This is a genomic window from Amycolatopsis sp. cg5 (assembly GCF_041346955.1).
In the GTDB taxonomy this organism is placed as follows: Bacteria; Actinomycetota; Actinomycetes; order Mycobacteriales; family Pseudonocardiaceae; genus Amycolatopsis.
In genome coordinates, this window is record NZ_CP166849.1 from 7,383,622 (window position 1) to 7,402,432 (window position 18,811).

Genomic DNA, 18,811 nt, shown 5'->3' on the forward strand with positions numbered 1-18,811 from the left:
GCGGGCCCGTCGCCCAACTCAAAGGGCTCGTGAGTGTTTAGGCCGGTTAGAACCGGCCGTATCACTCACGAGTCCTTGATCTCCTCGAGGGACACGGCGATCTGGGCCGGGGAGGGCTGGGCCGCGACCGCGGCGGCAGCGCCCGCCGCGTCTTCGCCGAAGCTGACGTTTTCCAGCAGGCGCAGGCAGCCCTTGGCCAAAGTCTCCGGGGAGATCTCGTCGGGGCGCAGCCGGATGCCCGCGCCGGAGCGCACCACGGCCGCCGCGTTCTCGAACTGGTCGGCGAACTGGGGCATCACCAGCTGCGGGAGCCCCGCGGCCAGTGCCGTCAGCGAGGTTCCTTGTCCCCCATGGTGAATCACCGCGTCGCTGGCGCGCAGGACTTCCGAAAGCGGCATCCGGCCGACGTGTGCGGCCACCGTGGGCAGTGGCCGCCAGGCCTCGACCGCCTTGTCGTCGGCGACGAGTACGGGGTCGAAACCCAGGTCCGCCAGGTTCTCCAGGGTTTCGGAGATCAGCGGCGCGAGGCCGCGGACGTCGATGTGGGGCACCACGCTGCCCATGGTGAGGCAGATGCGCGGTTTCACGCGCGGCGCCAGCATCCAGCCGGGGACGGGTGCGTCGCCGTTGTAGGGCACGTGGCGGATGCCGCCGTGCGGCAACGCGTGCGGGAGGCGCAGCAGGCGTGGCCACGGGTCGAGCACCCAAGTCGGGTCGGGGAGGCACTCGCCGAGCACGGACGCGGCGCCGTCGCGGTACTCGGGGAGTTCCGCGACGCCCCAGTGCATCTCGACGATCGGGATGTCGAGCCTGGCGCCCGCGACCGGGCCGGCGAACTCGGCGCGGTCGCTGACGATGATGTCCGGGTACCACTGGCCGACCAGCTCGCTCATGCCGGGAAGCCCGCTCGCGGCCATCTCACCGAACACCAGGCCGTGGCTGTAGCGGAGCCGCCGTTCGACCTCGTCCACGTCCGCGCCCGGCACGCCCAGCTCCGGCGTGGTCTCGGCCGCGAGTTCGACGAAGTCGGCGGGCGGCGCGGTGGCCGCGGCGGGCAGGCCGGCGCGCACCACGGACGGCACGTAGTTGGCGGTCGTGGCGACCAGCACCTCGTGGCCCGCCGCCCGGCACGCCCACGCGAGCGGGACCAGCGGGAAGAAGTGGCCCGACAGCGGCGCCGTGGTGAAGAGGACACGCATGGCTTTCCTTAAACCAGTCGTGCGCGTCGCGGGCGGTTCTCACCGCCCGCAACGCGCACGAGTCCTACTTGAACTGGCCTGGCTTGCGGCCTTCGCCTGCCGGGCCGCGGTAGGCCTGGGCGATGTCCAGCCAGTGGTCCGCGTGCTCGCCGACGGCCGTCAGCGCCAGGTCGTCGCGGTGACGGCGGCGGGTGACCAGCAGGCAGAAGTCCACCGCGTCGCCGGTGATCTTCTGGTCCGAGTCCTCCGGGCCGAACGTCCACACCGCGCCGGACGGGCCGGTCAGCTCGAACCGGAACTCGACGTCCGGCGGGGTCAAACCCCTTGCCTGGTAACCGAAGTCCCAGACCCGGACGGCGAAGCCGACGAGGAACTGGACGCGGTCGGTGCGCGGCCGCTCGACGCCGAGCGCGTCGGCGATGTCCTGGCCGTGCGCGAAGAGCTCCATCATGCCCGCGCAGGCGAGCACGAACGGGGGCAGCGGGTTGACCAGCCACGGGACCAGCTGGTCCGCCGGCACCTCGGCGAGCGCCTTGATCCCGTTGTCCCGGATGGCGCGCCAGCGGGTGAGCAGCGCCTCCGGCGGGTCGTTGACGTACGCCTGCAGCGCGCCGTTCACCGCGGCGTCGAAGTCCTTCGCGGCGCCCGCGGTCACCGCGGCGAAACCGGCGGGGTCGGACGCGGCGAGGCCCGCGAGCTGGAAGACGAAGGCCAGGTGGCCGACCTGGTGGGCGATCGTCCAGCCCGGCGCCGGGGTCGGCTTGGCCCACTCGGCGGCGTCGAGCTCGGCGAACAGCCCGTCGAACTCGGCGGCGTCGGCGGTCAGCGCGGCGATCACGTCTGTCACTTTTCCGTCCTCTCACTCGTATTCACGTCGAACAGCAGCCGTTTCCCGAGCGAACGGGCGGCGGAAAGACTTGCCCAGGCGACCAGTTCCACCAGCGCGGCGTCCGAGGGCTGGTACCGCCGGAACGTGTCGACGACCGACTCGTCGACCTGGTAGGAGGCGATCGCGGTGAGCAGCGCGAGGCGGGCGGCCGCCCGCTCGCTCAGCGGCAGTCCCGCGATCGCGGGTTCGACCCAGGACGCGCTCAGCGCGGCCGAGGTGCCCGGCCAGAACGCGAGTTCGCGCTGGACGACCTCGCGTACCCGCGCGGGCACCGACACCCGCGCGGCCGCGTCCACGGCGGCGATCGCACGGGTGAACGCGGCGGTGATGGTGTCGTTTCCCTTGGCCCACGCCAGATCCCCCGGCGGGGGCGCGTCGGGCAGCAGCACCAGTGAAGCACCGGGAGAGGCGTCACTGGGCTTCAGAAACTGACCGAGCACGGCTCGGGCCACCCGGCGCGCCGACGCCGGCACCGCTGCTGGAAGCGGCGACGGACCGAGGAAGACGTTGACCATCCGGTTCAGGTAGTGGAACGTGACCGCCACGCCGATCAGTTCCGGTTTCAGCTCGGGCGCGACCGTGCCGCCGTCACCGCGTGCCCAGCCGGCCAGCGCCCGCGCCGACGGGTCCTCGATCTCCTGGTCGCCGGAGATCGCCGCGGCCGCGTCCGCCTTGCCGAGCGAGCCGAGTGCCATGCCGTGCACCTCGACGCAGTACGGGCAGGTGTTCGCCCGCGACACCGCCGAGGCGACGATCTCCTTGTCCGCCCGCGAGGCCGCGCCGGACGCCACCAGCGACTCACGCAGGATCGTCCAGCTCGCGGCCAGCACCGACGGCGCGGGCGAGTGCAGCGCGATCGGCGGGGCGAGCATGCCGAAGTCACGCTCGACCTGCCGGTAGACCTCGCCGACCAGACCGGCCGCGCGGCGCGGCGGCACGGCGCCGACGTACTTGACGTCGCGCAGCGCGCCGCGCAGCGCGAGCCGGATCGGGGTGGCCGCCATGATCAGCTCCCGGCGACCGTGACGGGCAGGTTGATGACGCCGTCGCGACCGGACGTCTCACCCAGCGGCGAGGGCGCCCCGTACTTGACGTCGACGCCACGCGCCTGTGCGGCGCGGACGATGCCGGGCACGGACCGCTCGGCGAGCGCCGCGATGGTCATCGCCGGGTTCACCGTCAGCGCGCCCGGCACCGACGAGCTGTCGGTGACGAAGATGCCGGGGTGGTCGCGCAGCTCGTGGTTGGGGTGCAGCGCCGAGGTCGCCGCGTCGTCGCCGATGCGGCAGGACGCCAGCGGGTGCACGGTGTAGGCGCCGACCACGTCGTTGGTCCACGGCGCGACCGTGGCCAGCCCGTCCTTTTCGAGGATCTCCTTGCACTCCGCGTCGGCCAGCGCCCAGCCACGGCGGGTGTTCTCCGTCGGGTCGTAGCGCAGCGGGCCGCGGCCGAGCATCTGCTGGGAGATGCGGTACGCGTTCCCGGTCGGCGGCGGGGTGCCGAAGACGCCCTCGTTGTCGTCCTCGGTCATCTGGAAGATCGTGAGCCACGAGGCCCACTTCTTGATCATTTCCTTCTTCTCCGGCCCGAACCACGCCGGTGACTCCATTCCGGGCACCTGCGCCAGGATCGTGCCGAGACCGGGCGGGAAGTACAGCTGCTCCAAGGAGAACCGCTCGTACTCCGGCAGCGAGCCGTCGAGCTTGTCCCAGTTGGCGACCGTCGGGCCCTTGCCGATCTGGTTGGCGGCATAGGCTTTCCCGTCCTCACGGGACAGGCCGAGCACGTCACGCACGCGGTCTTCGTTGAGCACCGCGGTGTTGAGCCGTTCGCCGTTGCCGGAGAAGTACCGGCCGACACCGTGCGGCATCTTGCCGAGCGCGGCCTCCGAACGCTGCAGGATGACCGGCGTGGCACCGGCGCCCGCGGCGAGGATGACGATCTTCGCGTCGATCGCGCCGCTCTCGTGGTGCAGGCGGTAGTCCTCGTCGTCGATGACGTTGTAGTGCACGCGGTAGCCGCCGTCGTCGTTGCGCGTCAGCTTCTGCACCTCGTGCAGCGGGCGGATCTCCGCGCCGTGCGCGATGGCCGCGGGCAGGTAGTTCGTCAGCATCGAACGCTTCGCGTCGAACCGGCAGCCCGCCATCATCCAGTTGCAGTTGGTGCACTTGCTGTTGTCCACCGCGACCGGCGCGGGGTTCGCGGTCCGGCCGGAGTGGTTGCACAGCGCGCCCCAGAGCCCGCCCGCGTACGAGACGTCGGCCCAGTCCTGTTTGTACACCGGCAGCGACTCGGAAACCCGGTCGTACCAAGGGTCCAGCGCGTCACGTGAAAGCTCGGCTGGCCACATGCGACGGCCGATGCTGCCGTGGCGCTCGAAGACGAACTTCGGCGCGCGCGGCATCGCGGCGAAGTACACCACGCTGCCGCCGCCGACACAGTTGCCGCCGAGCAGGCTCATCCCGTCGCCGACGACGAAGTCGAAGATCCGCGTGTACGACGACCCGAGCAGGAAGTCGTGCTCGAACTCCTCGGTCTTCACCCACGGGCCGCGCTCCAGCACGGTGACCTTCGCGCCGCCCGCGGCCAGGTGATAGGCCGTGATGGAGCCGCCGAAGCCGCTGCCCACGATGAGGACATCAGTCTTGTCAGCCATAGAGAGCTCCAATCGGTCGAACCGCTTTTTTGGAGGTACGAAGGTGGTCAGACCGGACGGAGCGCGCATGCCTGCGTCCGGTTTTGTCGGTGTGCCGTAGTAGCTTGTCGATGTGTCTCGCTTTCGCCTGCAACCCACACCCGACCAGGAGGCCGGTCTCCTTTTGCATTGCTCGCACGCCAGGTTTGTGTGGAACCTCGCCGTTGAACAGCATGCCCACTGGCAAACAGGACGACCACCTGCTCCGTGCTATGTGGTGCAAGCTCGGCAATTGACCGAGGCACGTGCTGAATGCGAATGGCTGCGGTCGGGCAGCGTAACGGTGCAACAACAGGCGTTGAGAGATTTCGCGGAGGCCATGGCCAGCTACTTCAGAAAACATAACCGCAGGCCGACCTGGCGGAAGGCAGGCCGAAACGATGGATTCCGCCAAGTTGCCGTCCGACCCGGTCATGTCGAGAGACTCAACCGCCGATTTGGCCGGGTTTGGGTTCCGAAGGTTGGCTGGGTGAGATTTCGCTGGTCGCGCGCAGTCTCTCCAGAAGCTAGATCTTACCGGGTTACTCGCAATCACGCGGGGCAGTGGCACGTGGCATTCGCAGTCCCACCCAAGCCGATTCCAGCTCCTGACAACGGCAAAACAGTCGGAATTGACCGTGGAGTCGTGGTCTCCGCCGCGCTTTCGAACGGAGACATGCTGCAATGCCCTGGCTTGACTTCTCGAGAACGAAGCCGACTTGTCAGGTTGCAACGACGTCTCGCACGAGCGGAACGTCATTCGAGCAGACGCAGGCGAGTCCGAACGGCCATAGCCCGCCTGCAGGGCCGCGAGACCAGACGACGCAACGACTGGCTGGAAAAAGTCTCCACGGATATCGCACGACGCTTCGACCTTATCCGAGTCGAGGACCTCGATATCCGAGCCATGACACGCACAGCCAGGGGAACTGCCGACAGGCCTGGCCATCAGGTCCGGCAGAAGGCCGGACTGAACAGATCGATCCTCGCCCAGGGGTGGGGACAACTTGTGACTCGTTTGGAGCAAAAGGCTCCCGGACGCGTCGAGAAAGTTAGAGCCGCGTTCACGTCTCAGCAGTGTTCGACCTGTGGAAATGTCAGCCCGGAATCCCGTGAGAGCCAAGCGGTGTACCGGTGCGTAGCCTGCGGGTTCACCTGTCACGCCGACGTGAACGCGGCCATGAATATCGCCGCCGGGCAGGCGGTGACTGCGCGGGAAGGCGGGGCGTTGGCCCTGCCCGTGAACCGTGAACCTCAACTCGCTACCTTCGCTGGCTAGTAGTGATGGTTGTGATTGGAATCTTCAGCTCGTTTGCTGAAGAGGGCGTCAAGCGGGGCTCCCGGAGGGTGTCGTGTCGGGGTGGAGTTCCGCGAGCTTGCGGCCGTAGCCGTACTTCGGGAACTGCCAGAACCCGTTCTTGGTGTCGTCGAGCGTCCAGCCCATCGCCGTGAGGCCGGGGTGGCCCTGCCCGAGCGCGTCCGCGGTCTTGAGGTGCGGCGCGCTGTCGAAGGACATGTTGCAGAACAACGCCAGCGCGACCCAGCCGTCCTTCTCCGGGTGACCGGGCGCGGTCAGCTTGGTGACCAGCTTCCGCCGGAACTCGTACGGCAGCGCGACGAACGCGGGCACGTCGGTGTCCAGCTCGAGCTCCGACTCCGCGGCGAACGTCTTGGCGTGGTTGTCCAGCGACAGCACCAGGTACTCGAGCCCGCCGGTGATGCCGGTGGCGGGCTCCTGCAAGAGGGTGAGCGCGCCTGCCTCCACCGCGCCGGGGCCGGTGCCGACGCCCGCGATCGCGCGGTCGTCCGGCGAGCGCTTCTCACCGGGCAGCACCGTGTCCGCGAACGCCTCCAGCGTCATGGTCTCGTCTTCGGTCACAGCTCAGCTCCTCTCCTGCTTGTGCACCGTCATCGGCAAGCCGCCGCGCACCCGCAGCGACAACATCGCCTCCGGCACGACCTGGTAGCCGGGCACCTTGGTCAGCTTCAGGTCCCTGGCCACCACGGCGAGCACGAAGGCCGCCTCCATCAGGCCGAGGCTGTTGCCGACGCAGAACCGCGGCCCGGCGCCGAACGGGATGTAGGCGTACCGGTGCGGGCGCGCCACCCCCGGCGCGAACCGGCCGGGGTCGAACCGCTCCGGGTCCGGCCAGTACTCGGGGTGCCGGTGCATCGCGTACGGCACGACGACCACGTCGGACCCGGCCGGGATCCGGTAGCCGTCGATGACGTCCTCCTCCTGCGCGATGCGCGGGAGCAGCCACACCGGCGGGTACATCCGCATGACCTCTTCGATCACCGAGACGGTGAACGTCAGGCTGCGCAAGTCCTCATAGGACGGAGGGCGGTCGCCGAGCACCTCGACAGCCTCGGCGTGCAGCCGCGCGCCGACCTCCGGGTGCTCGTCGATCAGGTGGAACGCCCAGCCGAGCGTGCTCGCGGTGGTCTCGTGCCCGGCGAGCAGCAGCGTGATCAGCTCGTCGCGCATCCGCTCGCGGTCGTCGGAACCCGAGGTGATCAGCCGCGAGATGACGTCGTCGCGCCCGGTGAGCTCCTCGGCGAACCGCTGCTCGACCAGCTCGTCGGCGATGCGCCTCAGGTCGTGGCGCGACTCGCGGAACTTGAGCTGCTTCTTGAGCGGCAGCCACGCCGGGACCATGCCCAGCGTCACGGCCTCGAACATCGCCTGGTCCTGCACGCCCTCGAACGAATGCCCGAGCGACTCATAGCCGCCGAGCTCCGCGTCGAGCAGCGTCCGGCCGAGCACACCGAGCGTCAGCCCGGTCATCTCGTGCAGTATCTCGATCGGCTCGCCGTCCACTTTGGACTTGAGACGGTCGGCCAGCGCGCCGACCTCGGCGGCGACGATCTCCGCCTGCCGCGCGATCCGCTTGGGCTGGAACACCGGCTGCAGCGTCCGGCGCTGCCGCTTCCAGGTGTCGCCGTCGCTGGTGAGCAACCCGTCGCCGAGCGCCGCGCGAGCCTCACGCAGGCCGATGCCCTTGTGGTAGTTGGCGGCGTTGTCGGCGAGCACGTGCTTGGCGTGCTCGGGGTGGTTCACCAGGTACAGCGACTTCGGCCCGATCGCGATGCGCACCACGTCGCCGTACTCCGCCGACTCGGTCATCAGCGCGAGCCGGTCGGTGAACAGCTTCTTGAGCAACCCGAAGGTCTGACGGCGCGGGGGCCGGGCGGCACGGCACGCGCCGCCCGGCCCCCGCCTCGGTGCTCGTCATGCCGCTGCCGGTTCTTCGCCGGCCTCGGCCTTCCTGGCCGCGATGGCCGAAACCGGCGCGGTCGTGATCTGCGTGCGCTTCTGCTCGGCCTCCCACGCCAGCCTGGACTTCGTGTGGAAGTGCAGGCCCCACAGGAACAGGCCGCGGATCAGGCAGACCGTCGCGGTGGCGAGGAACAGCCCGTACGCCACGTGCACGGCGATGAAGAAGCCGTACGCGACCGCGATGCTCGCGCCGAAGAGGAACTGCGACGCCGGCTTCGACGGGGTCGTGCCGGGGTCGGTGACCATGTAGTTCGTGTAGAGCACGAACGCGATACCGGTGCCCATCGCCAGCGCGCCGGGGATGGCGGTGTCGAAGATCAGCCCGCGGACCACGGCCTGCACCACGAAGAAGCTCAGCCAGCCGAAGATGAGCCACATGCGCTGGGTCAGCATCGCGTTCAGCACGGTGCCCGAGATGAAGATGATGGCCACGATCAGCCAGCCGCCCCAGGTCGGGATGTGCTCGGAGAAGTGATACGGCGGCGCGATGGACGCCCACGGGAACACCAGCAGGATGATGGTGATGCCGAAGTTGGACGGGTTCATGTAGTGCCGCATCCGGCCCCGCAGCGGAGCGCGGAAGATCCACTTCGCGCCGACCGCCACCACGACCCCGAACATCATCACCCAGACCCGGTCGTTGACGTAGGTCAGCATGTTGAGCGCGAGGCTGGTGATGTGCGCGGGCAGCAGGAACTCGAGGAAGCCCTTGACCCCGCCGCCGAGGAAGCGCGGGCTGCGCTCCTCGGAGCGGGCGCCGATGATCTCCAGCACGATCTCGGTGGTGTAGCCGGTGGCCAGCGCGATGAGCGGCCAGGCCCACGGCTGCTCGAAACCGAGGAACAGGTAACCGATGATGTTGAAGATGCTGATCGAGATGGCGAACCGGCGCAGTGCGATGGTGACCTTCGGATCATGCCCCTTCACGGGTGTCTGCGTTGCCATGCCGATCACTTCTCCTTGGCGACGGAGCCGAGCTGGACGCTGTGCCAGCCGGGGGTCAGTTGCAGGTCCTGCTGGTGCAGCGCGCCGGTGCGGTCCCGCCACTGCAGGTGCACCTGCTGCGGCCCGCTGACGTCACCGAGTCCGATGTGGACCTGGTTGGTGCGGCGGCCGGAGTGGCCGCTGCTGCCGTCGACGCGGTCGATGTACTTGCGGCCGTCGGCCAGCGAGACCGTGACCTCGGCGCCGACCGCGGGCGAGCCGTTCTCGTTCGTCAGGTTCAGCCCGATGTAGCTGCCCTGGCTCTTGCCGTTGTTGTGGTAGAAGACCGGCTGCTCGAACTGGCGCGAGACCGCGAAGTCCAGCAGGCCGTCGTCGTCGGTGTCACCGGTGGCGATACCGCGGGTGGGCACCGGGATGGCGAGGCCGAGCTTCTTGGCGATGTCGACGTAGCGGCCGTTCTGCGCCTTCGCGAAGAAGTGCAGCGTCTGGTCACCGCCGATGTCGTCGCCGAGGCGCGCGTTCGGCCACCAGAACGGGTTGGCCAGCACGCCGTCGTTCGCCGTCGCCAGCTCCTGCAGCTGCGGCCACCGGTTGACCTGGCCCTTGACGAAGCCGGTCGCCTGGGTGATCACGGACTCGCCGGAGTTGTTGTAGTCGGCGATCTTGACGTCCCAGCCCCAGCCGGACCACGCGGAGCCGCTGTGCCCGCTCGCGTCGGAGAAGGGCGCGACACCTGCCTTGAAGTCCTTGGTCAGGTCCGCGTCGTCCTTGGCGTTGTTCATCCACTGGAAGTTGGACTCCTGGATGCCCCAGGACGTGGTGATGTTGCTGACGAACGCGTCGAACAGGCCGTCGTGGTTCAGGTCGCCGAAGTCGACGCCCATGCCCTTGAACGAGTCGTTGCCGATCACCTTCGACTTCGGGTCGCCCGCGCCCTTGACGCCCTTGACGTTGACGAAGTCGATGCGGCCCGGCTTGGAGATGTTGTAGAGCAGGCGGTCCGCGCCGAAGTCGTTCGCGATGTAGAGCTCGGGGAGCCCGTCGCCGTTGAGGTCGGTGGCGCTGGACGCGAGCGTCCAGCCGTTGCGGGAATCGCCTGCCGGGATGGCCTCTTCGGTGCAGTCGAAGTGCGCCGTCGGGTTGTCGCCCGCGGTGGCGCCGGTGAAGCGGAAGACGAACTTGCCGCCGCCGTTGAAGGCGTGTGACATCGACTGGTTCATCGTGATGCCGCCGCTGACCCGGTCGTCGAGCACCCGGCTGCCCTCGGGGAAGTAGTTCCCGATGAAGATGTCGAGGTGGCCGTCGCCGTCGAAGTCACCGATGGTGGCGGAGTTGGTGTTCCAGATGTCGCCGTCGTAGAGCCCGTTGGTGACCTTCGGGTTCGGCACCAGCTCGACCGGCTGGTAGGCCTTCGCGTCCAAAGTGGTCGCGCTCGACTTCTTCAGGAACAGCACCGGGGTGCGGCCCCAGTAGTAGGCGAGGATGTCGATCTTGCCGTCCTCGTTGAAGTCACCCGGCACGCAGCCCATCGGCGCGATGTAGGGGTTCGTCGACGGCGCCTCCAGCTCGAACGGCGCGTAGCGCTTGTCACCGGGGCCGGGCGTCGGGGTGACGACCACCTGGTCGGTGCGGGTGTCGACGAGGCACAGGTCGTTGTTCTTGCCGTCGTTGTCGAGATCGTTCATCGCGATCGCGGAACCGACCGAAGAGATCCACGCCTCGATGTGCTTGTACTCCTGGTTCACCGTGCGCACGGCCTGGTTCTTCTTGGCCGCGGGCAGCGCGATGGTGAGCGGGGTGAACGAGTACTCCGAAGCGACCTTGTCCTGGTCGGCGGCCGAGACCTCCGGCAGCTTTCCGATCAGGAACATGGTGGCGATCAGCGCGAGCGCCACGATTCCGGCCAGCTGCTTGTGAAGCCAGCGAAATGTCGCGGTCATTTTCCAACACCTCCCAGTGAAAGCACTTCGTCGGCGATTTGCCGTCGCCAGTGTTCGAAAGCGGGCAGCTCGCCGTCGACCGGATCGTCGGGGCGGACATCTTGGGTGATCTTCGCGGCGAGTGCGGATTCAAGTCCACAGAGGACATTCGTGGCGAGCTCGGTGTGCGGCACGTGCAGGCCTGCCGCGATCCTGGCCTCCGAGGCGAAGGCGCTGCCCTGTGCCAGCTGTCCACGATGGACACCGGAGCGCTCGGCGAGCAGTTCCAGCTCGGCCTTTTCGACGCCGCCCGCGTAGGTGGCGGCCAGTCCGACACCCGCGTAGAGGTCGCCGTGACGGCTCGGGTCGAACCGGGAGAGCATGGTGGTGACCAGTTCGGCGTCGGTGCCGCCGATGAACCACAGCGCCCGGCCGATGCCCTGGTCGATCGCCCGGTTCGCGTACGCGGAGTACTTGCGCTCAGGCCACGGGAAAGCCGGGTCCTGGTACTGGGCGTCGATGTACTTGGCCGTCTTGAAGTAGGCCTGGTGGAAGCCGTATCCGTCCAGCAGCAGCCAGCGCAGCAACGGATCGAACTCCGTCGGCGACGGCCAGCGGAAGCGCGGCAGCCGCGCCATCGCCCAGCCGACACCCACGTAGATCAGGTAGTTGTGCGGCGCGCCGGGTCCTTCGAGGATCTCCGTGACCCGCTTGCGGCCACCGCCGGGCAGGCCGTCGAGCATGCCGAAGCCCATTCCGGCGCCTTCCCAGGCGAACCCGCGGAACCGGGGCGGGATCTCGTCGATACGGGCCGCGGCGTCCGCCGGAATGCGCGCTTCGACCGCGTGCCCGTATCCGTCGAGGAAAATCTTCCCGACCGTCTCCAGCAATTCCTGAGCGGCCGGGCTCTTCTTGTGGAAACCGCGTTTGTCGAGAGAGGTTTCCGATACGTCCGGAGTAAGGATGCGGCGCCGTAAAGCGCGCCAGCCTGTGCCCAACGCACTCGCCCCCTTTTTCGGGTTCGGATGATTTCTGTTTAAATGCTCACATGCGTTGGGCGGCCATGACGTCTTCACTCTTGCGGGTGAACTTCTCCCGAATTGCGAATCACCCGGCCAGGCGCCGCGCACCGGTCGTGAAGTGATCGCGAATGCGCTGCCGCCACAGCTCGTAGGCGGGCTCGGCACCGTCGGACTCGGTGACCTCGGTGCTGTCGGCGATCTCGCGCGCCCGGTCGACCGTCAGCCCGGCCAGCAGCTGCGCGGCCCGCTCGCTGTGCTCCGGCACGAAGCCCGCGAACGTGCGTGCCTTGATCGCGAAGACGACACCGAGCGCCAGCTCATCGTGGTGTTCGCCGGACGATTCACGCAGCCTCGCCAGCCCGAGTTCGTCGCAGCCGCCCGCGAAGGTGGCCGCCAGCCCGACGCCGGCCCACAGGTCGGGCCTGCGCTCGGCGGGGAACCGGTTCACCGCGTCGGCGACGGCGCGGTCATCAGCGCCGTTGATGAACCAGAGCGCCCGCCCGATCCCCTGGTCGACCGCGCGCTGGAAGTACTCCGGCGCGCCCGCCCACGGATACGGCGCCTCGACGCGCTGCTCGTCGACCCAGCGCTTCGTGTCGAAGTACGCCCTGTCGAAGCCGTAGCCGTCGACGGCGAGCCAGCTCATCGTCGGGTGATAGGGCACGTCGGTCAGCTCGGGCAGCACCTTCTTCCACAGCACCCGCGGCAGCCTGGCCATCGCGAAGCCGATGCCGATGTAGGCGAGGAAGACGTGCTGGCGGCCGGGCCCCTCGAGGAGCTTGGCCGTGCGGTCACGCTTGCGACCGGGCATGACGTCGAGCAGCGTCGCCGCCATGGTGGCGCCCTCGTACGCGAAGCCGCGCAGCAGCGGCTCCACCATGTCGAGGCGCCGTTCGATCTCCCAGAGCTCCGGGCCCTCGATCCCCCATTCGAACCCCGTGACGACCGCTTGGGGGATCGTCTCGAGCCTGGCGGTCGCGGCGGTCGGCGTGACCGCGAAGCCCCGGCCGGCGAAGCCGACCGAGGCCAGTGACGGGGCGAAGATCCGCTTGCGGAGCACGCCCAGCAGTTTTGGCATGGATCTCGTTCCTTCTCAGCTCAGGCGACCGCGCGCAGGCCACCAGGGCGCGGGACAGCCAGACGGTTGCCGTACGGGGACGACGGGGAGGCGAGGGTGATCGCGATGGGCGGGTCGGTCGCCAGCGGCGCGCGCATGGCGATCTTGAGCTGCTCCGCCCGGCCGTCACGGACCCGCACGGAATAGGGCTGCATCGCGGTCGAGAACCGCGATTGCGACGGGCCGGTGGAATGCTCGCCGACCGCCATGACCACCCAATCGCCGTCAGGCACACCTTGGATCTCGAAATCGGTCGAGCGGACGCTGACCTTCCCGGTGAACGCGACAGGGCCACGTTGCGGAATGGCTTCGGCGAACACCCCGATGAGCACGTCGGCAGGCGGCGCGCCATCGGGCATCACGATGCGTCCGGTGAGGACTCCGTCACCGACCGTCGACGAGGCGCAGTTGCGGCCGAGGTTGCGCAGGGTCGACAGCGACGGCAACCGGCGGAAATTCGGCGCCAGCGCGAGGAGCAGCTGGCCGACCTCCGGCTCGCGGTACTGCGTGGGCGTCATGCCGACCGCGCGAGTGAACCTGCTGGTGAACGTGCCGACGCTGGAATAGCCGACGCTGCAGACGATGTCCGAGACGGTCAGCGCGGTGGTCAGCAGCAGGCGCTTCGCCTCGAAAAGCCGGATCGCCGTGAGGTACCGGCCCGGCGTCACGCCGGTCGCCTTCGCGAAGACGCGCGAGAAGTGGAACGGGCTGACGAACACCTCTGAGGCGAGCTCGGTGAGCGTGATCGGATCGAAATATCGCGCGTGCATCGACGCGATCACCTGACGCACGGCCACCTGCAGCGAGGTGGGCGCGGAACGAATTCTGGGATCTTCCGGTCGTTGCTCCATATTTCCAAACCTCGTCAAACCTCGAATTCACGGGTCACTTCTGCCGACCTCCAGATAACCCGGCACCGATTTCGAGGCACTTGACGAGCAGTTGAGTTTTGCTCCGCAGGGAGCAAGCCCTCCGGGCGATCGGCACGAATGGAGAACGGGCCGATGACGGACAGTGAGTTTTTCTTTACCCTCCGCTGATTATGCTTTTTGTGAATTCCACCGGATCACGCAATCCCGTACACTGACGGCGCGGTCTGGAACGGAGGCTGGGGAGTGATCCGAATACTGCTGGCCGAGGATATGCATATGGTGCGCGGTGCCCTCGTGGCACTGATCAATTTGGAATCGGACCTGAGGGTCGTCGCCGAGGTGGCCTCCGGGGACCAGATCCTGCGCGTGGCCAAGGAATGCAACCCGGACGTGGCGATCATCGACATCGACCTGCCCGGCAAGGACGGCCTCACCGCGGCGGTCGAGCTGTACGAGCAGCTGCCCAGCTGCCAGACGCTCATCCTCACCTCGCTGGGCAGGCCGGGCACCGTGCGCCGTGCGCTCGACGCCAAGGTCAAGGGCTTTCTGCTCAAGGACGCGCCGTCGAACAAGCTCGCCAACGCCGTCCGCTCGGTCGCCATGGGCCAGCGTGTGATCGACAGCGATCTCGCGCTCGCCGCCTGGGAGGCCGACGACTGTCCGCTGACGCCAAGGGAAATCGAGATCCTCCGGCTTGCCGCGCGCGGGCGCACCGTCTCCGACATCGCTACCGAGCTGTTCCTGTCGTCGGGAACCGTGCGCAACTACCTCGCGACGGTCGTCACGAAACTCAACGCGCGCAACCGGGTCGACGCGATTCGCATCGCCACCGAGGCTGAATGGCTTTAGCAGATGAACGCGAGTTAGGTGACGGCAAAAATCACGCCGAAAGCACGCATTCGCCGAGCGCGACCTCCGCGGGCCACGTAAGGTCCAGCGCACGGTCGACGCGGTCACCGGCGTCGAGCGGCACGGCGTGCGCCGACATGCCCATGGCCTTCGCGGTCAGGTACAAGGTCTGTTGCAGCGCACCGAAATGCAGGAGCGCGGTCGAGTAGGCGGCCCCGCCGAGTGCCCAGGAGGTGCGTTCCAGCCTGGCGGTCACGGTGACGAGCGCCGCCGGGCGGCGATGGCCTGCTCCGGCCACCATCGCCATGTCCAGTACGGCGGCGAGGTCGACCGGCGCGTCATTGATCAACGTGACCGAATGCCCGAGCGGGTCGTAGTGATAGATCCCTTGCGGCAGGCCGTGACAGCGGTCGATGGTCAGGTACAACTCGAGTTCGTACAGGCAGGCCACCGAAAAGTACGGCCGCTGGGAAGCCTCGTGGCTTTCCTGCGCCGGCAAGTGAGCCGGTCCCACGGAACGGATCCGCGCGGCGCGGAAGAGCAGTTCGCCCAGCTGTGCCACCGTGATCGGCTGTTCGGGGAAGCCGGGACAGAGGTGGTCGGTCTCCAGCAGCGCGGTCAGCGGCGCGTCCGCGACCGCGGTCAAGTCGGGCTGTGGCAACGGGAAACGCTTTCCGACAGGCACTGGTTTGACCACCGGCGGCGCGCTGGCGAAGCGTGCCCCGCGCGTGGATTCCGGGCGGCCGCAGGCGAGTCTCGTCCGGCTGCGCGCGTGGAACAGCAGCTCGTGGTGACACCAGTGCCGCAGATCCTGGTCCTCGTCTTCGGCATAGCCGTCGCCGAGGTCGTCGACCAGCACCACGCCCGCCGCGACGAGGTAACGCACGGCGTCTGCGACGAGTTCCTCGGTCAGGCCGGTGTCGGCGACGATGTCGAGAATGGTGCACGGCTCGGCGAAGGCCGTGGCGATCCGCACCGCCGACGGCCGCGAAAGCAGGACCATGAACGGCGCGTCGGGACTTTCCAGCAGCATCCCGCCCTCGCCGGTGCGCAGCACCGCGAACCGCGACAACCGGAGCGCACGATCCGCGGCCACCGGCTCCGGCCGGAACAGCGGCGCAGGCCCGAGCGGGATCACCGACAGCAACGGCCGCTTGCCGTCCGGCAGCCCGAGCGAGTGCACGACCGAACCGCTGAGCTGGCGCAACACCCGTCGCAGCGCCACGAATCCCGGCGCGAACTCGCCGAGCCATTGGGCACCCGACGTGACATTGCGCAGGCTCACCGGGCCGAGTGCCATCCGCCGCAACGATTCCACCGCCAGCACGCCGGCGTCCTCGACACCGAACTCGCCCCACCGCGTCATCACCACCAGCGAGCCGTTCTCACCGATCTCGACGAGCGTGTCCTCGGTGAGTGACCACAGTGGAATGGTCGCGGGCGGCTTAGTGGTCACCATTGGAAGTCCTCCGGGGGTCTCGACGGCCCAGCTTCCCGCTGGACGCACGGCCGCAAGGCCCGAGTACAACCCGGTACGAGGACCTTACGGCCGCACGCCCAGCGGAAACCTGGATCCGCCGAATACCCCCGGAGGACTTCCAATGGCAACCACTGAGTGAATCCATCGACGAACCTCAATGCTTGGTGCTACAGGAACAGGGGGAAGGGATTGAGCTCCGAGTAGGCGGTCGGCTCGGCCGAACGGCCCAGCCGGACGGGCACGTCGAACAGCCTGCCGGGCGCGAATCTCGCCCAGAACGACCGCATGCCGGGCACGATCACCTTGACCACGGGCAGCTCGATGTCGGGCCTGGTCTGGTCCAATACCAGTGTTTCCAAACCCCGCTCGTCGAGCGCGCGCACCAGTGCCAGCACGTCGTCGCGGATGTCCGCCCGGTGGGAGAACTGGAAATCCGCGGGCTTGCGGGCGGGGATACCGCCTGCGGGCAGCAGATACGGCTGGTTCTCGACGGTCGCGCCGCGCAGCCAGCGCCGGGCGTCCGGGTCGTCGAAGTCGCTGTCGCCGTCGGACAGCACGGCCAGCATCTGGTTCAGCTCGCTGACCGCGCGCCGCAGCGCCGTGCGCGGGTCGAGGTGCGCGCCGAAGCCAAGCATGATGCTCTCGCTGGACTTGCCCAGTTCACGCGAGACCGCGACCATCACCGGCACGCCCACATCGGACGTGACGTCCAGCGCCCACAGCTCGCGCCCGATCTCGGCGTAGCGCTGCGTCATCTCCTCCAGCCACGGGTCACCGAACCCGCCGAGGTCGACACCGGGCATCGGCGTCCGGTTGTACCACCACAACGCGACCGCGTCGCGCTCGATCACTTCCAGTGTTCCTTGCAGGATGGCGTCTTCCACGCTGCTGCCCGCGGCGCAGCCGTTGGAATCCGCGCGCAGCGACCGCAGGCCGCGCTCGTCGGGCGCGCCGTAGTACAGCATTTCCGTTGGCAGCAGCCGATGCGTCTGCTCGGTCAGTGACCACACCGGCGTCCACGCGAGCACCTTGTCCTCGTCGAACGGCTCGCCCACCCGCTGCATGACGCCGTGCTCGCCGTTCCAGTCGTGCCGGTCGCGGTACTGCTGTTCGGAGTAGAGCATGCAGTCGTTCGGGTGGATCGCGTGGGACCCGAACGACCGCAGCGAACCGAAGACGCGGAATTCGTCGCCCTGATAGCTGCCCGAAAAGCGTTCCACGGCTTCACAAAGCGCGCCGACCTCGGCGTCGAGCGCGGTGGCGCCCTTGCCGCCGTTCTCCCCGCGCAGGTTCGCGCGCAGGCTCGCCATGCCGGTCATCGACCGGACGACGTTGACGCCGGAGCGGTAGGCGTTGACGAACGACGGGCTGGACTCGTCGCGCGTCACCTCGCGCACGATGCCGGTGACCGGGCTGACGAGATGGCGGTACTTCTCCAGCACCTGGACCGCGGTGAGCGTGCGGTGCCCGCCGCCGCCACAGCTGGCCTTCATCGATTCGGTCAGCAGCACCGGTTTCGTGGCCTTGGCGGCCATCAGCTCACGGTCACCGCACTGCGGGCACTGCGGCCGACGCTGCAGCTGGTGCAGGCGCCCGCGCAGGTCGAGCGAGTCGAGCACCCACACGCAGTGCTGGCCGGGATAACGATATCCCGCAAGCCATTTGGTCACTTCGAGCGAGATCAGGTGCGCCGCCGCCGAGGTCAGCGGCGGCACCGCGGAGGCGGGCCTGCGCGCCGGGCCCTCGTGCCCGAGTGCCGCCTGCACACAGGCTTCCGCGTGCCGCTGCCCCCACAGCCGGTTCGCGAGACAGTGCCAGCAGGCCGATTCACCCGGCTGGAAAACGGGACCGAGCCACACCTGCGCGCCGACCGGCTTCGCGAGCAGCCACGGCCGTCCGGTCATCCGATGCGCCTTGTCGATCTCGGCGAGGCGCGGATCGAGGTAGTCGTCGCACAGCACCACCGAAACGTCGGCGTCATCGCCGGAAACGCACAGCCCGCCGTCACGCAGCGCACGGTCCACAAGGGCCGCGTCGGTGCTGTCGCCGAGCGCCAGCACCTCCACTCTTGCCGACTTTTCCCGCTGCTCGGCGGCGACCGGGTCGACCCCGCAGGCGTCCCAGTAGGCCACCGTCCGCGCGTCGATGCCGGGGTCGGCGGGCGAGCGCAGGGTGACGAGGTCCGCTTCGACGAGCTGGGCCAGCAGGGCCGCGACCTGCTCGGTCTCCATCCCGGCGGGCTTGGCGCGGAGCAGCCCTTCGAAGTCGCGGGTACCGTCCAGCAGCGACGCGAGCGCCGCGATCTGGGTGCCGCGCATGGCGATGACGCCGGTCTCCGAGAAGAGGTAGGCGCCGTCGCCCTCGCTGATTTCCGCGCGAAGATGACGCTTGAAGTCAAGGAACCTTGCCAGGATGCGCTTCCCCATGAGGTCATGGTGGTCGAGCGTCCCCGCCCAGGCCAGCGACCGATGCATGTCCGGCATATGGATTTCGCATATGGCAGCGGGGGAAACGCACGAGTCGCCCGATGGCACGGTCACTGGTACCCGGTTGGCCACTCTGTCA

At 68.4% G+C, this 18,811-nt stretch carries 14 protein-coding genes and 1 pseudogene; 2 read left to right on the forward strand and 13 right to left on the reverse strand.

All coding sequences use genetic code 11. The features are described from left to right. Positions 1–65: 65 nt before the first annotated feature. The 4 genes from AB5J62_RS33125 to AB5J62_RS33140 all read right to left on the reverse strand — a co-directional run bounded on the left by AB5J62_RS33125 (position 66) and on the right by AB5J62_RS33140 (position 4,744). Positions 66–1,199 (reverse strand): nucleotide disphospho-sugar-binding domain-containing protein, encoded by a 1,134-nt coding sequence (locus AB5J62_RS33125; protein ID WP_370943929.1) that lies wholly within the window; start codon positions 1,197–1,199, stop codon positions 66–68. Between the two features lie 64 nt (positions 1,200–1,263). Then, entirely contained in the window at positions 1,264–2,046 is a 783-nt protein-coding gene (locus AB5J62_RS33130; protein ID WP_370943930.1) for a TIGR03084 family metal-binding protein, read from the reverse strand. Beyond that, positions 2,043–3,092: a carboxymuconolactone decarboxylase family protein gene (locus tag AB5J62_RS33135; RefSeq protein ID WP_370943931.1), complete on the reverse strand. Its 1,050-nt coding sequence runs from the start codon at positions 3,090–3,092 to the stop codon at positions 2,043–2,045. Before AB5J62_RS33135 ends, AB5J62_RS33130 begins: the two co-directional genes overlap by 4 nt. Positions 3,093–3,094: 2 nt before the next feature. Continuing rightward, positions 3,095–4,744, reverse strand: coding sequence for an FAD-dependent oxidoreductase (locus tag AB5J62_RS33140; protein ID WP_370943932.1), 1,650 nt, complete (start codon positions 4,742–4,744; stop codon positions 3,095–3,097). Positions 4,745–4,856: 112 nt separating this feature from the next. On the opposite strand from AB5J62_RS33140, the gene AB5J62_RS33145 reads away from it, so the two are divergent. Continuing rightward, positions 4,857–6,041 carry an RNA-guided endonuclease InsQ/TnpB family protein gene (locus AB5J62_RS33145; protein ID WP_370943933.1) on the forward strand — a complete coding sequence of 395 codons (1,185 nt, stop codon included), beginning with the start codon at positions 4,857–4,859 and terminating at the stop codon, positions 6,039–6,041. Between the two features lie 48 nt (positions 6,042–6,089). Here AB5J62_RS33145 and AB5J62_RS33150 read toward each other — a convergent pair whose 3' ends face one another. From AB5J62_RS33150 to AB5J62_RS33180, 7 genes and pseudogenes are all read right to left on the reverse strand, one after another. Then, positions 6,090–6,623 carry a DUF5987 family protein gene (locus AB5J62_RS33150; RefSeq protein ID WP_370950407.1) on the reverse strand — a complete coding sequence of 178 codons (534 nt, stop codon included), beginning with the start codon at positions 6,621–6,623 and terminating at the stop codon, positions 6,090–6,092. A gap of 21 nt (positions 6,624–6,644) precedes the next feature. After that, positions 6,645–7,960, reverse strand: a pseudogene (locus AB5J62_RS33155) (cytochrome P450). Positions 7,961–7,994: 34 nt separating this feature from the next. After that, positions 7,995–8,987: an enediyne biosynthesis protein gene (locus tag AB5J62_RS33160; RefSeq protein WP_370943934.1), complete on the reverse strand. Its 993-nt coding sequence runs from the start codon at positions 8,985–8,987 to the stop codon at positions 7,995–7,997. A 5-nt stretch (positions 8,988–8,992) separates the two neighbouring features. Beyond that, positions 8,993–10,927, reverse strand: a complete 1,935-nt coding sequence (locus AB5J62_RS33165) for a CRTAC1 family protein (protein ID WP_370943935.1) — start codon at positions 10,925–10,927, stop codon at positions 8,993–8,995. After that, the gene (locus tag AB5J62_RS33170) at positions 10,924–11,904 is read right to left on the reverse strand and encodes a DUF1702 family protein (RefSeq protein ID WP_370943936.1); all 981 of its coding nucleotides are present in this window, start codon (positions 11,902–11,904) and stop codon (positions 10,924–10,926) included. The genes AB5J62_RS33165 and AB5J62_RS33170 overlap by 4 nt, the downstream gene beginning before the upstream one ends. Before the next feature lie 109 nt (positions 11,905–12,013). After that, entirely contained in the window at positions 12,014–13,006 is a 993-nt protein-coding gene (locus AB5J62_RS33175) for a DUF1702 family protein (protein WP_370943937.1), read from the reverse strand. Between the two features lie 20 nt (positions 13,007–13,026). Beyond that, on the reverse strand, positions 13,027–13,896 hold the full coding sequence (locus AB5J62_RS33180) for a helix-turn-helix transcriptional regulator (protein ID WP_370943938.1): 870 nt from the start codon (positions 13,894–13,896) through the stop codon (positions 13,027–13,029). Positions 13,897–14,160: 264 nt separating this feature from the next. Between AB5J62_RS33180 and AB5J62_RS33185 the strand changes: the two genes are divergently transcribed. After that, positions 14,161–14,766 (forward strand): DNA-binding response regulator, encoded by a 606-nt coding sequence (locus tag AB5J62_RS33185; protein ID WP_370943939.1) that lies wholly within the window; start codon positions 14,161–14,163, stop codon positions 14,764–14,766. Between the two features lie 31 nt (positions 14,767–14,797). On the opposite strand, the gene AB5J62_RS33190 is transcribed toward AB5J62_RS33185, so the two are convergent. Both AB5J62_RS33190 and AB5J62_RS33195 read right to left on the reverse strand, forming a co-directional pair. Then, complete coding sequence (locus tag AB5J62_RS33190; RefSeq protein ID WP_370943940.1) at positions 14,798–16,225, reverse strand: SagB family peptide dehydrogenase; 1,428 nt, start codon at positions 16,223–16,225, stop codon at positions 14,798–14,800. Between the two features lie 188 nt (positions 16,226–16,413). Then, positions 16,414–18,672 carry a TOMM precursor leader peptide-binding protein gene (locus AB5J62_RS33195; protein WP_370943941.1) on the reverse strand — a complete coding sequence of 753 codons (2,259 nt, stop codon included), beginning with the start codon at positions 18,670–18,672 and terminating at the stop codon, positions 16,414–16,416. Positions 18,673–18,811 lie beyond the last annotated feature (139 nt).

What these genes read in the sequence shown, in the direction of transcription:
- AB5J62_RS33150 (WP_370950407.1), bottom strand. Translation starts at nt 6,623, where the DNA reads ATGACGCTGGAGGCGTTCGCGGACACGGTGCTGCCCGGTGAGAAGCGC.
- AB5J62_RS33135 (WP_370943931.1), bottom strand. Translation starts at nt 3,092, where the DNA reads ATGGCGGCCACCCCGATCCGGCTCGCGCTGCGCGGCGCGCTGCGCGAC.
- AB5J62_RS33175 (WP_370943937.1), bottom strand. Translation starts at nt 13,006, where the DNA reads ATGCCAAAACTGCTGGGCGTGCTCCGCAAGCGGATCTTCGCCCCGTCA.
- AB5J62_RS33165 (WP_370943935.1), bottom strand. Translation starts at nt 10,927, where the DNA reads ATGACCGCGACATTTCGCTGGCTTCACAAGCAGCTGGCCGGAATCGTG.
- AB5J62_RS33180 (WP_370943938.1), bottom strand. Translation starts at nt 13,896, where the DNA reads ATGGAGCAACGACCGGAAGATCCCAGAATTCGTTCCGCGCCCACCTCG.
- AB5J62_RS33140 (WP_370943932.1), bottom strand. Translation starts at nt 4,744, where the DNA reads ATGGCTGACAAGACTGATGTCCTCATCGTGGGCAGCGGCTTCGGCGGC.
- AB5J62_RS33190 (WP_370943940.1), bottom strand. Translation starts at nt 16,225, where the DNA reads ATGGTGACCACTAAGCCGCCCGCGACCATTCCACTGTGGTCACTCACC.
- AB5J62_RS33125 (WP_370943929.1), bottom strand. Translation starts at nt 1,199, where the DNA reads ATGCGTGTCCTCTTCACCACGGCGCCGCTGTCGGGCCACTTCTTCCCG.
- AB5J62_RS33160 (WP_370943934.1), bottom strand. Translation starts at nt 8,987, where the DNA reads ATGGCAACGCAGACACCCGTGAAGGGGCATGATCCGAAGGTCACCATC.
- AB5J62_RS33195 (WP_370943941.1), bottom strand. Translation starts at nt 18,672, where the DNA reads ATGGGGAAGCGCATCCTGGCAAGGTTCCTTGACTTCAAGCGTCATCTT.